The organism is Thalassospira sp. TSL5-1, assembly GCF_001907695.1.
Classification (GTDB): Bacteria; Pseudomonadota; Alphaproteobacteria; order Rhodospirillales; family Thalassospiraceae; genus Thalassospira.
In genome coordinates this window covers 109,962-121,867 of sequence record NZ_KV880639.1, presented here as the reverse complement: position 1 = coordinate 121,867, position 11,906 = coordinate 109,962, and the positions used below count along the sequence as shown (strand labels likewise).

10 protein-coding genes are annotated in these 11,906 nt (G+C 55.6%); 4 read left to right on the top strand and 6 right to left on the bottom strand.

Annotated features, from left to right (window positions below; genetic code table 11):
- The first annotated feature begins 92 nt into the window (after positions 1 to 92).
- A complete protein-coding gene (gene thiS / locus LF95_RS17430; protein WP_073956457.1) occupies positions 93 to 1,088 on the top strand; it encodes a sulfur carrier protein ThiS in 996 nt (331 codons plus the stop codon).
- A 110-nt stretch (positions 1,089 to 1,198) separates the two neighbouring features.
- Here thiS and LF95_RS17425 read toward each other — a convergent pair whose 3' ends face one another.
- From LF95_RS17425 to LF95_RS17415, 3 genes are all read right to left on the bottom strand, one after another.
- Complete coding sequence (locus LF95_RS17425) at positions 1,199 to 1,969, bottom strand: DsbA family protein (RefSeq protein ID WP_073956456.1); 771 nt, start codon at positions 1,967 to 1,969, stop codon at positions 1,199 to 1,201.
- An 81-nt stretch (positions 1,970 to 2,050) separates the two neighbouring features.
- The gene (locus LF95_RS17420) at positions 2,051 to 2,815 is read right to left on the bottom strand and encodes a hypothetical protein (RefSeq protein ID WP_073956455.1); all 765 of its coding nucleotides are present in this window, start codon (positions 2,813 to 2,815) and stop codon (positions 2,051 to 2,053) included.
- 168 nt (positions 2,816 to 2,983) lie between these two features.
- On the bottom strand, positions 2,984 to 4,321 hold the full coding sequence (locus LF95_RS17415; protein ID WP_073956454.1) for a M48 family metalloprotease: 1,338 nt from the start codon (positions 4,319 to 4,321) through the stop codon (positions 2,984 to 2,986).
- 85 nt (positions 4,322 to 4,406) lie between these two features.
- Between LF95_RS17415 and LF95_RS17410 the strand changes: the two genes are divergently transcribed.
- Together LF95_RS17410 and LF95_RS17405 are read left to right on the top strand one after the other, a co-directional pair.
- Positions 4,407 to 5,681: a gamma-glutamyltransferase gene (locus LF95_RS17410; RefSeq protein ID WP_252509814.1), complete on the top strand. Its 1,275-nt coding sequence runs from the start codon at positions 4,407 to 4,409 to the stop codon at positions 5,679 to 5,681.
- An 81-nt stretch (positions 5,682 to 5,762) separates the two neighbouring features.
- Positions 5,763 to 6,914 carry a pyridoxal phosphate-dependent aminotransferase gene (locus LF95_RS17405; RefSeq protein WP_073956453.1) on the top strand — a complete coding sequence of 384 codons (1,152 nt, stop codon included), beginning with the start codon at positions 5,763 to 5,765 and terminating at the stop codon, positions 6,912 to 6,914.
- Positions 6,915 to 6,961: 47 nt separating this feature from the next.
- Here LF95_RS17405 and LF95_RS17400 read toward each other — a convergent pair whose 3' ends face one another.
- On the bottom strand, positions 6,962 to 7,408 hold the full coding sequence (locus LF95_RS17400; protein ID WP_073956452.1) for a DMT family transporter: 447 nt from the start codon (positions 7,406 to 7,408) through the stop codon (positions 6,962 to 6,964).
- A 4-nt stretch (positions 7,409 to 7,412) separates the two neighbouring features.
- The gene (locus tag LF95_RS17395) at positions 7,413 to 7,943 is read right to left on the bottom strand and encodes a GNAT family N-acetyltransferase (RefSeq protein ID WP_073956451.1); all 531 of its coding nucleotides are present in this window, start codon (positions 7,941 to 7,943) and stop codon (positions 7,413 to 7,415) included.
- A gap of 35 nt (positions 7,944 to 7,978) precedes the next feature.
- On the opposite strand from LF95_RS17395, the gene LF95_RS17390 reads away from it, so the two are divergent.
- Positions 7,979 to 8,548 carry a helix-turn-helix domain-containing protein gene (locus tag LF95_RS17390; RefSeq protein WP_073956450.1) on the top strand — a complete coding sequence of 190 codons (570 nt, stop codon included), beginning with the start codon at positions 7,979 to 7,981 and terminating at the stop codon, positions 8,546 to 8,548.
- A 159-nt stretch (positions 8,549 to 8,707) separates the two neighbouring features.
- Here the strand turns inward: LF95_RS17390 and LF95_RS17385 are convergent, their stop codons facing one another.
- Positions 8,708 to 11,824 (bottom strand): Rne/Rng family ribonuclease, encoded by a 3,117-nt coding sequence (locus tag LF95_RS17385; protein WP_073956449.1) that lies wholly within the window; start codon positions 11,822 to 11,824, stop codon positions 8,708 to 8,710.
- Positions 11,825 to 11,906: the final 82 nt, after the last annotated feature.

Genomic DNA, 11,906 nt, shown 5'->3' with positions numbered 1-11,906 from the left:
TGCGGCGGGGGGATGGATCACGTCTTGCCTTCGTTCCCGGTGCTGACCATACTGCCCGGCAGCATTCAAGGATTAGGAAAGTCAGCAGAACAATGCGCCTTACGATCAATGGTGAAGACCGTATCATCGAAAATGCCCCCACCGTCGCCGACCTGCTTGCGCAATTGAATATTGCCGCAACCAAGGTCGCCGTGGAGCGTAATCTGGAGATTGTGCCTAAAACGGCCTATGGTGCGACTGAGCTGGGCGAGGGCGACCGGCTGGAGATCGTTCATTTTATTGGCGGTGGTTCGGGAGAACCGGAACTGGCCGCTGCGGCGGATGACAGCTTTGTCGTGGCCGGGCACAGTTTTAAATCCCGCCTGTTGGTTGGCACCGGCAAATATCGCGATTTTGAGGAAACCCGCCTGGCAATTGAAGAATCGGGTGCGGAAATTGTTACCGTTGCCGTGCGCCGGGTGAATGTGACCGACCCCAGCCAGCCGATGCTGGTTGATTATGTGGATCCGAAAAAATACACCTATTTGCCAAATACCGCTGGCTGCTTTACCGCCGACGATGCCATGCGCACCCTGCGCCTGGCCCGCGAAGCCGGGGGCTGGAATTTGGTAAAGCTGGAGGTCTTGGGCGATCAGAAAACCCTGTATCCCAATATGCCTGAAACCCTGAAAGCTGCCGAAATCCTGATCAAGGAAGGTTTCGATGTGATGGTGTATTGCAGCGATGACCCCATCCAGGCAAAAATGCTGGAGGATATGGGCTGTGTTGCCATCATGCCGCTGGGCTCGCTAATCGGGTCGGGCATGGGGATCATCAACCCGGTCAATATTGCCCTGATCAAGGAAAACGCCAAGGTGCCGGTGCTGGTTGATGCCGGTGTTGGCACGGCATCCGAGGCATCCTATGCGATGGAGCTGGGCTGTGATGGTGTTTTGATGAACACGGCCATTGCCGGTGCCAAAGACCCCATTCGTATGGCACGCGCGATGAAACATGCGGTGATTGCCGGGCGCGAGGCCTTTTTGGCCGGGCGTATGCCGCGTAAACGTTATGCTGATCCATCCTCGCCGTTAGCCGGGATCATTTGATCGGTCGTTAACCCGTTTAAGAATAAAGGCTCCGTTTCGATATGGAAACGGAGCCTTTTTGTTTATTTTGCTAACGAAACTGAAAAACTGCCAATGTTGGCGCGTTCAGGTCAGGACTCTTTTTCCAGTCCGGCATCCACCAGCGACTTGACCCGTTCCATATCGGCACCGGCGACCAGGGTGCCATTGATCAAAAAGGCCGGGGTGCCATTCACGCCAATCGATTTTGCCATTGCGGCATTGCGCGACAGTTCCTGGCGAATGTCATCGCCATTCATATCCTTGCGCATCTTTGCCACATCAATACCGGCACCAGCGGCCAGTTCGTCAATGCGATCATCGGTCAGTTTGCCACGGCTGCCCATCATGGCGCGGTGCAGCTCAAGATATTTGCCCTGCTTTTGCGCGGCCAGGGCGGCCTTTGCTGCCACCAGTGATTCCGGTGTCAGGATGGGTAATTCCAGAAATACGGTGCGGATTTTTTGTGTGTCGTCATCGGCCATTGCCATCACATCATCAAAGGCGCGCTTGCAATAACCACACTGATAGTCAAAAAACTCAACAACTGTGACCGGGGCGTTTGCCGCGCCAACCGATGGGGCGCTGGAGTCTTTGCTGGTCAGTGCCTGCCAGACCGGGGCAATGGCTTCGTCCTGCAGGCGGGTTTTTTCGGCCATTTGCCAGGTTTGCACATTTTGCAGCGCCTTGAGCAGCACATCAGGATGGTCCATGAGGTAGCTTTCAATCATGGTTTCAACCTGCTTTTGCTGCGCGTCAGACAGGCTGTCATCTGCAGCATGGGCCGGGGACATTGCCATGATCGACAAGGGCAGGGCGATGGCGGCAAATCCGGCGGCTTTTTTGAAAATATGCAAAGGCATTGAAATTCCTGTTCACCTGTCAGGTGCCATTGATGGCAGCACTATTGTAAATTGTCTTTTCCCTTGATACGGGACGGTTCCCTAACGGGAAAGTAAAATATGCGAGAGATAGGTCACAGCATTGGTTGGGCGGCCTGGGTGCGGGGCGGCGGCAATGCCGATCCAGACAAGTTTGACATCGCGGGTATTTGCCGCGGGCCAGTAATGGCGGTGTAATGTGGCAAGGTCCAGATAATCGGTTTGCCAATAGCCGGTTTCATCCGGGGCAGGATGATTGAGCAGGGGCGTTTGCCCCACCGGGCTGCCGCCAACTGGAATTTGTAAAATATAATCCGCACCGGGCAGGCCAATGCCCAGATCGCTCTCCGTCCAGCGGGTGGCCTTTTGGTTTTTGAACCCGAGAATGAGGGTGGTATCGCCCGCTTTGGCCCCGCCCCGCAATTGCCAGTCAAACGACAGGAAGGGACTGCCAAGAATGGCGACATTGGTGCGTCGTCCCAACTGTATCGGCTGGTTTTGCGATGGATGTGAAGAAATGCCGAGCGCGATGCGTCCGTCAATATCATCCCAGAACAGCGCATCGTTCCGGGCAGCATGTTCAGGTGTTTTTGTTTGCTTAGCCGATGATGTGCCATCAAGCGGTGATATTGCATAAAGCCAGTATTCAGGCAGTTTATCGGGGCGTAGCGAGAAAGGCGCATAAAGCAGTTTTAGCCCGCCATCGGCATTTACCCCGGCCCCTGGCAAGGTGCAGGCAGCGGCTAAAAAACACAAAACCAGAGCCAAAGCTGGCTTGGTACCCCATTGCACGGGCCTGATAGACTGTAAAAACGGGTATTTCGGCATAGGACGTTTCTTTCGCCAGCAGGCGCATATTACAGAAATAAAGACAGATCGCGTTAGAGTACCAATCCTGTTGCTGAAAGCTGTTTTGTCGCCTGTAACGGCCAACCGGCGCGATGAAGCATTTGCTGCCACATGCACGCCGGTTTGCAGGAGATTGGCTAGCAGGGGTTAGTTTTGTTTGTCGGGTTCCGTCGCGCGCAAAATATCCTGTGCACGTTGCCAGGGGGCGGTGCCGCTTTTAAGTTCGCGATCCGCCTGAACAGCATGATAGCGCGCCGCACTGCGATCCCCGGTCAGAAGGCTGTATTCCGACTGGGAAAGCGAGGCCTCACCTTGGTTATTAAGCCGGGATTCGGTAATGGCGCGGAAACGCCAGGCCGATGCGTTGTCCCGTTCCTTTGACAGGGCTGCGAGAAGGTTTTCTTTCGCATCGGGCAGCATGTCTGGATTGTTGGTTTCCAGTTCGGCATGGGCCAGCAAAATACGAATGAGCGGCGCACCATCGGACTGCTGAATGGCCTTTTGCAAAGGGGCGATTGCCTCGTTGGCCTTGCCAAATTCCAGTAATACCTGGCCTTTAAGCTCGGCGAAATAGGGGTTTTCCGGTTCATCGGCAATCAGGGCATTAATGCGGTCCAGTGCCGGTTGCAACTGCGAGTCGCGATAATAGGCAATGGCGCGGGCATAACGTGCGGCCACGCTGGTATCAGAATCGGGGTACTGGCGCAGCGTCATTTGCAGGCCGTTGGTAAAGGCATACAATTTGGCCCGCATCCTGGCATGGCGTTCGTACAGGGCCGGGGAAACCTTGGCATCCTTAAGCGGCGAGTTGGCAACATAGTTTTCAAGAAACTCGACACGTTCGGTGGTCAGCGGGTGGCTGCGCAGATACGGGTCCTGGTTGGCGGCACTCAACAGTTCCTGTCCTTCCAGCTTTTCCATGAAATCGCGCATGCCGCGGGCGGAAATGCCCGCCGCCGTCAGGAATTTGACGCCGGCCTGGTCCGCACTGCTTTCCTGGGTGCGTGAATAGGCCAGAAAGTTACGCTGGGCAATATTTTGCCCGCCAATAACGGCGGCTGTTCCTACATCGGCCCGGCCGGCAGCAACACCGGCAGCGACACCTAACACGGTGGAAAGAATGGAAATTGCTGATGCGTTACGCAATTGGTCCTGGACGCGTGAAAGGTGACCACCGGCAATGTGGCCGGTTTCGTGGGCGATCACGCCTATCACCTGTTCGGGAGTATCTGCTTTCAACAGAAGCCCGGTATTGATAAAAAGTTTTTGCCCGCCGGCAACGAACGCATTGAGACTGTTATCGGAAACGATGTAAACCGATACAGCCTGTGGATCGAGGCCAGCGGCCTTGAAGATGGGCGTGGCATAGAGACGAAGGGTTTCTTCGATTTCCGTGTCACGGATAAATGAACGGCCTTGAGCGAAAACTGCGCTGGGCAAGGCAACAAGGAAAATGGCAGTGAGTGTTAAAATGCGTCTAAGCAAAATATGCGTTCCGTATGTTCGTTCATCCGGGCCAGGCGAAAAGTCATTTGGTCAGCCATCATGGCGGATCGCCGCTGTTTGCGCAATGACTGCCATGCTTGGCGCATGTAGTAGCACACCACAAAATCTTGGCCAGATCGGGGCAGTGAAGGGCGTTCTGGGCGGTGTGACCGCTGATGAACCTCTTGCCGTGCAAACCGCGCGTGATGTTCTTTCGGCAGGGGGCACTGCTGCTGATGCCGCCGTGGCCCTGTATGCCACCATGACAGTGACCAAACCCTCGGTCGCCGGGATTGGCGGCGGCGGCGTGTGTATTGTGCATGATCGTGCGGCGAAAAAGGTCGAGGTTCTGGATTTTTGGCCCCGTTCGGGAACGCAAACAGCGGATGGGCAAATTCATACGGCAGTGCCGGGCGTACCGCGTGGCCTTTATGCCCTTAGCGCGCGTTACGGCCGTTTGAACTGGGGGCAATTGCTTGCCAGTGCCGAGCAGGATGCGCGTTTTGGCGTGCCGTTGTCGCGATCTCTTAAAACCGATATTGACGCATCACGCGATAAAATCCTCTCTACGCCGTCGTTGGCAAATATCTACAGCCGGGATGGTCAGCTTCTGAAAGTGGGCGACCGGGTACAGCAAATGGGCCTGGGGGCGTTGTTAACCTCGCTTCGGGTTAAAGGACCGGGTGATTTTTATAATGGCGTACTGGCCAGCCAGATAGTCAAAGCAGTGACTGCTGCGGGGGGCACATTAACCCTTGCTGATCTCAACAATTACAAACCCGTCTGGCGTGAAGCGACGGCGGTGAAGTCTGGCAATGAAAATATTTATTTCACGCAGGCTCCCAAATCGACAACCGGGAAGGATGTTATTGCAGGAACCGATGATCTGGTCGGGGTTTTGAACCGGTATCTCGCCGATATTGATAACGCACCGGCCAATGCCGCCAAAGGCGGGCGCAGCGGGTTTGTTGTTGTGGATGTCGCGGCAAATGCCGTTGCCTGCGAAACCACCATGACCGAACCGTTTGGCGTGGGAATCGGCGCAGATGCCTTTGGTCTTGATCTTGCCAGCGGGGATGTGTCGCCGCCTCTGGTTGGTCCGGTTCTGAAGGTGAATCCCAATGTTTGGGAATTCTATTATGGTATCGCGGGGAGCGATACGCCCGCTGGTGCCACCAAACAGATTGCGCAAATGGCCGAAGATCTGGAAGGGGCTGGCAGTGCGGCTAATGTCCCGCTGAATAATGACGGTGTGTCACTGGTGAACCGGGTGTTCTGCCCGCAGGGTATTCCGCCGCATCCTGAAAGTTGCCAGTTTGTGGCCGATCCGGCCGGGGCCGGGATGGCAATGGGCCGCTAACTGGGCCTGACTCGTGATGCCCATTTCCTGCCTGTGTGGTTTTCATACAGGCAGGTTTCGTTTTGACGGACTGGATGGAAGATGACGCTGAAAAAATCGGAACGCGGGGCCATTTCGCCCTTTATCGTGATGGATGTTTTGCGCGCGGCCAATATGCGCCAGCAAAGCGGCAAGGCGGTGTATCACCTTGAGGTCGGACAACCGGGCACACCGGCCCCGCGCAAGGTGCGTGAAGCTGCCGCCCGTGCCCTTGAGGACGATTTGATTGGTTATACCGATGCGTTAGGTGTTGCCCCCTTGCGCAATGCCATTTGCGGGCATTATCAGCGTAAATTCGGCGTGTCGCTGGACCCGTCGCGCATTTGTGTGGCCAGCGGGTCATCCTCGATTTTTGTATTGGCATTTTTGGCCGCTTTTGATGCAGGCGACCGTGTTGCTATGGCGGCCCCAGGCTATCCTGCTTATCGCAATATTCTAGGCGCACTGGGGATTGAAACCGTCACCCTTATGGCCGGGCCCGAAAGCCATTATCAGCCAACTGTTGCGATGTTGGAGGCGTTGGATAAGCCGGTAGATGGCCTTATTCTGGCAAGCCCGTCCAATCCTGCGGGCAGCATGGTCTCACGCGAGAAATTTGCCGAATTGGTGGCCTACTGCAAGGCCAAGGGCATTCGCCTGATTTCTGACGAGATTTATCAGGGCATTTCATTTGGTGATGTGGCCGATTCTACGGCTGTCGAATTTGGCGACGATGCCTTTATCGTAAACAGCTTTTCCAAATATTTTTCCATGACCGGCTGGCGTTTGGGTTGGGCGGTGGTGCCGCCTGATCTGGTGCGCCAGGTGGAATGTTTGCAGCAAAACCTGTTTATTTCGGCCCCAACCCTGTCGCAATTGGCCGCCGTTGCCGCCTTTGACTGCGAAGAGGAATTGCAGGGCAATATTGCTGCTTACGCCCGGAATCGCGAGATTTTACTCAATGAATTGCCCAAGGCCGGGTTTGACCAGTTCGCCCCGGCGGATGGGGCGTTTTATTTATATGCCGACGTCTCGCGTCATACAGATGATAGCGAGGCTTTCTGCAAACGCATGTTGGATGAAACAGGTGTTGCCGTAACACCGGGCACCGATTTTGATCCGTTTCGCGGCAAATCCTATGTGCGGTTTTCCTTTGCGCACAGCGAACAAACCATGCTGGGGGCAGTAAAGGCCCTGCGTGACTGGCAAAAATGATCTGCCACTGCATGTAGGTGCATTCTGGCATAAATGGGCTGTTAAGTTCATATCCGTCGAAAGACGACCAGAACAGCCCCGATGATCAATAAAACAGCCCCTGCAATGGCGAAGGCCGAGTTTTGTGGCGGGCTGTTTGCCTTGATCATGTCTGCCGCCAGCCCGAAAACAAGCTGGCTGGTAATAAGAATGGCAATTGTCGAGGCCGCGCCTAACCGCTGATAGCCGACAATGCTGGCAAAGACAAAGAACGAGCCAAGAAGACCGGGAAGAACACTCCAGGCCCGGAACTGGGTAATGACTTCGACAAAGCCCGAGAAGCCATTTCGGCTGACCAGCATCAGCATCAGGGCCACCAGCCCGACGGCGGAATTTGTCACCAGAATGATCAGGGTGGTCGAGACGGTTTCGCTCATGCGGACCATCAGGCTGTTCTGAATGACAAGTGCTGCCCCGGCAGCAACCAAGAGCCCCAAGATTGGCAGAAACGTCATGCTCTTAGTGATCCTTGAGGTGATCCTGGGGGGTAAGACGGGTGTCAAGCACAAGCTGCAAAAAGACGAGATCAAGCCAGCGTCCAAATTTGCACCCCACTTCCCTGAGATGGCCGGCAGGGGTAAACCCCAGCTTTTCATGAAGGCGGATTGACCCGGTGTTTTGGGCCTCAATCCCGGCGACCATGACATGTTTTCCCATGTCGCTGGCGCTTTTGATCAGGCTTTGCAGCAGGGCCTTGCCAATACCACCCCCACGGCGGTCCGCCTGAACATAAACCGAATGTTCGACAGTATGACGATAGCCATCCCAGGCGCGCCAGTCACCAAACGTGGCATAACCCAACACGGTTTCGGCATCATCAACAGCAACATGCACCGGGTAGCCCGCTTTTTGCCGCTCTGTCATCCAATGTTGGCGATTGACGACATCAACGGTGGTATCGTTCCAGATGGCTGTCGTATTCGTTACGGCATCATTGTAAATTGTCATGATCGCCTCGGCGTCATCCTGGGTGGCGTTGCGGATTTTCATGTTGTTCTCGCTGTTTGTTCATTATAAGAATACATATGTCTACTATATTAAACAATATTGATCAACGAATTGGCGCGCGCATCCGCACGGAACGGGAAAAACGCGGGTGGTCCCTAACCGACCTTGCCGAGAAATCCGGGGTGTCGCGGGCAATGGTTTATAAGGTTGAACGTGGTGAAAGCAGCCCGACGGCGACGCTTTTGGCGAAGCTTTCCGGGGCGTTTAACCTAAGTATGTCAGCCTTGTTGTTGCTGGCGGAAAAGCACGACGAGCGCCTCGTGCGGGCGGCGGATCAGCCGGTGTGGGTGGACCCGCAGAGTGGATATGTGCGTCGCCATGTCTCTCCGACATCGGACTTCCCGCTTGATCTTGTGTGTGTTGATTTGCCTGCGGGGGCTGCAATTCCGATGCCCGCTGCTGCCTATTCATTTTTACGGCAACTGATATGGCTGCAGGAGGGCGAGCTTGTTTTCATCGAAGGTGGGGTGCGCCACGAAATGAAACCGGGTGACTGCCTGGAACTGGGGCCGCCGTGCGACTGTGTTTTTAAAAATGAAAGTTCACAATCCTGCACATATGCCGTGATTGTTGTCCGTAAAGACTAACCGTTTGAATGTGCAACAGGCCGGATTGCTCGGCAGGGTAACCCTATTGGCGCACGATGCCCCAACAAGGCGCCCCAAGAAGGCCAGTGGTGTATGCAGATACAACAAACCCCGCCAGAATATGGCGGGGTTTGTGTGTTTCAAGCGGTAATTGGCGGGTTAGTTGCTCCACCAGCCTTTGCGCTTGGGTTTTGGTTTCGCCGGGGCTGCGGGCGCGGTTTCGGTTTTTTCTACCTCGGCCGGTTTTTCGGTGGCCGCTGCTTCGGTCGGTTCTGGTTCACTGCTTGTGGGGGCAGTTACCGTTTCCGCTGCCGGTTTGTCTGCGCCGGGTTTGTCTGCTTCCAGTTCAACTGGTTTGCTGCTGGCTTCCGGCTTTGAGACTGTGGGTTCCGGTTTCGGCGTTGCCGCAGGTTCAAAGGTTGTCTCAGGGGCGGATGCTGCCGGTGCTGGTGCAGCCGGTGTCGCAGGTGCAGAAACAGCGGATGCCGTTTCGGTTGCGACATCTTCGCTGGCGGCTTCCGGCGCCGGACCGTTCTGGATCGGGATATTGCGCACTTCGCCACGATCATTACGGTCACGGTTATCGCGGTTGCGGCGGTTATCCTTGTTACGGTCGCGACGGTCACGACGCTGACGTGCCGGGGCAGGGGCCGTTGTGCTGCGTTCGCGTGCTGCACGAATGCCGCCTTCTTCGCCATCTTCCGGTGCAAAGCTGTCGGCGTCCTGGCCTTCGCTATCTCCGTCAATCACAAGGTCGGTCTCGCTGCCATCCGGGGCGGTATGGCTACGTGAACGGCGCTTTTCGGTGGCCTCTGCATCATCGGCAGGGGAAACGACGCGCGGTGTCGTTTCAAAATCCTGACGGCGCGAGCGACGGCGTCCCCCCCGTTTGCCACGACGGCGGCGTTTGCGTGATGATTCGTCATCATCGTCATTGTCATCGCCATTATCCGATGCCGAAGCGGCATCCTGGTTGCTGTCATTCGCGGCATCACTGTCGTCAGTGTCGGATGCTGCGTTATCATCGCGGTCATCCTGACGACCCCGACGGCGGCGACGGCGGCGGCGACGTTTGTTCTGGTCGTCATTGTCGCTGGTCTGCTCGTTATCGTCATCGCGGCTGGTATTTTCAACCAGCTCTTCCTCGACCTTTTCGATCGGGGCTTCGATGGCAGTCAGCGAGACACTGTCGGTATTGAGAACCATACTATGCTGATGGTCCTCATCACCGGCTTTCGGCGCACGGGTGCGCTCTATCCGGTGATCCGGGGAAATCAGGCTGTCGTCGCCGAAAATCATGACGGTGAAGCCATAACGCTGTTCAATTTCGGCCAGGGAATCGCGCTTGCGGTTCAGGATATACAGGGCGACTTCGCTGGCGACGTGAACGGTCAGGGCACCCGCACGGCGGCGCATGCCTTCTTCCTCGATCACGCGTAGCAGGTGCAGGGCCGAGCTTTCGATTGACCGAACCAGGCCAACGCCACGGCAATGGGTGCAGACCTCGAACGCGCTTTCCACCAGCGACGGGCGCAGGCGCTGACGCGACATTTCAAGCAGACCAAACGGGCTGATGCGGCCAATTTGTAGGCGTGCCCGGTCATTGCGCATGGCTTCTTTGAGCTTGCGTTCAACCGCACTCTGGTTGCGGTGGTCTTCCATGTCGATAAAGTCGACAACGATCAGACCGGCAAGGTCACGCAGGCGAAGCTGGCGGGCCAGTTCTTCGGCGGCTTCAAGGTTGGTCTTGTATGCCGTTTCTTCAATATTGCGTTCACGGGTTGACCGGCCAGAGTTGACGTCAATCGCAACCAGGGCTTCGGTCGGGTTAATCACGATGTAACCGCCCGATTTAAGCTGAACAACCGGATTGAGCATGGCATCAAGCTGGCTTTCCACCTGGAAACGGTGGAACAGCGGCACGCCCTGGTCTTTGTAGGGCTGAACACGCTTGGCATGCGATGGCATCAGCATCTTCATGAAGTCTTTGGCAACGCGGTAGCCATCGTCGCCTTCGACCAGAACTTCATCAACATCGCGTGCATAAAGGTCACGGATGGACCGTTTGATCAGGTCGGCTTCTTCATAAATCAGGCAGGGGGCCTGGCTCTGCAGGGTGGTTTCGCGAATGCGGTCCCACAGGCGCATCAGGTAATCAAAGTCGCGTTTGATTTCGGCTTTGGTCCGTTCGGCACCGGCCGTCCGGACAATAACCGCCATGCCGCCCGGAATTTCCAGCTCTGCCAAAATGGATTTCAGACGCTTGCGGTCCTGGGCATTGGTAATTTTACGCGAAATGCCACCCCCACGCGGGGTGTTGGGCATCAGAACGCAATAACGGCCTGCCAGCGACAGGAAAGTGGACAGGGCCGCACCCTTGTTGCCACGTTCTTCCTTGACGACCTGCACCAGCAGAATCTGGCGGCGTTTGATAACTTCCTGAATCTTGTAACGTTTTTGCAGCTGCGGGCGCACATTATCGGAGAAATCATCGGTGTCGTCGCCACCCATGTCTTCGATATTTTCTTCGTCATTGACGGTTTCAGTGTCGTTTTCGTCAATATCGACAGAAATTTCGGCAATTTCGGCAGCCATCGTGGCAACGGTGTTTGAGCCACCATTATTGCCATCGTCACCGTTATCATCATCGCCCTGTGAGGATGCGTCTAATGATGCGTCGTTGCTGTCGCTGGTATCATTTTCGTCGACGTTTTTGCGACGGTTACGCACCCGGCGACGGCGCGGTTTGGCATCGTCGTCGTTGTTGTCGGAGCTGACGGTATCATTGTTTTCCGGTGCCGCTGCATTATCTGCGGCATCGGTTGCTTCTTCGGTTTTGTCGGATGAGTCGCCGGTATCTGTGTTGACATCATCCTTGCGCGGCTTGCGCCGAGAACGCGACCGGGTCGGCTTTTTCTCTTTTTTCGGGGTGTCATCGTCATTGCCACCGATATTGTCTTCGACAATTTCGGCATCACGAACGGATTGAGCGCTGGTCTGGGCCCGTGTAATTGCTTCGCGGTCGGCAACGGGGATTTGGTAATAGTCAGAATGGATTTCGCTAAACGCCAGAAACCCGTGACGGTTTCCACCATAGTCGACAAAGGCCGCCTGCAACGAGGGTTCAACCCGCGTTACCTTGGCAAGGTATATATTACCTTTAATCTGTTTCTTGGTCGATGTTTCGACGTCGTATTCTTCTAGGCGATTTCCGTTAATAACAACGACACGGCTTTCTTCCGCGTGCGTTGCGTCGATGAGCATACGTTTGACCATTCGGAACCTGTTCCTAAAGGTCCCGCCAGTTTAATGCGTCTCGCTAAAGTGTGCTGATATGCAAACAAACCGGCGTTACCGA

Excerpts from the sequence above, each read along its gene's own strand:
- LF95_RS17405 (WP_073956453.1), top strand. The coding sequence starts at position 5,763 with ATGACGCTGAAAAAATCGGAACGCGGGGCCATTTCGCCCTTTATCGTG.
- thiS (WP_073956457.1), top strand. The coding sequence starts at position 93 with ATGCGCCTTACGATCAATGGTGAAGACCGTATCATCGAAAATGCCCCC.
- LF95_RS17390 (WP_073956450.1), top strand. The coding sequence starts at position 7,979 with ATGTCTACTATATTAAACAATATTGATCAACGAATTGGCGCGCGCATC.
- LF95_RS17420 (WP_073956455.1), bottom strand. The coding sequence starts at position 2,815 with ATGCCGAAATACCCGTTTTTACAGTCTATCAGGCCCGTGCAATGGGGT.
- LF95_RS17395 (WP_073956451.1), bottom strand. The coding sequence starts at position 7,943 with ATGAAAATCCGCAACGCCACCCAGGATGACGCCGAGGCGATCATGACA.
- LF95_RS17400 (WP_073956452.1), bottom strand. The coding sequence starts at position 7,408 with ATGACGTTTCTGCCAATCTTGGGGCTCTTGGTTGCTGCCGGGGCAGCA.
- LF95_RS17385 (WP_073956449.1), bottom strand. The coding sequence starts at position 11,824 with ATGGTCAAACGTATGCTCATCGACGCAACGCACGCGGAAGAAAGCCGT.
- LF95_RS17425 (WP_073956456.1), bottom strand. The coding sequence starts at position 1,969 with ATGCCTTTGCATATTTTCAAAAAAGCCGCCGGATTTGCCGCCATCGCC.
- LF95_RS17410 (WP_252509814.1), top strand. The coding sequence starts at position 4,407 with ATGACTGCCATGCTTGGCGCATGTAGTAGCACACCACAAAATCTTGGC.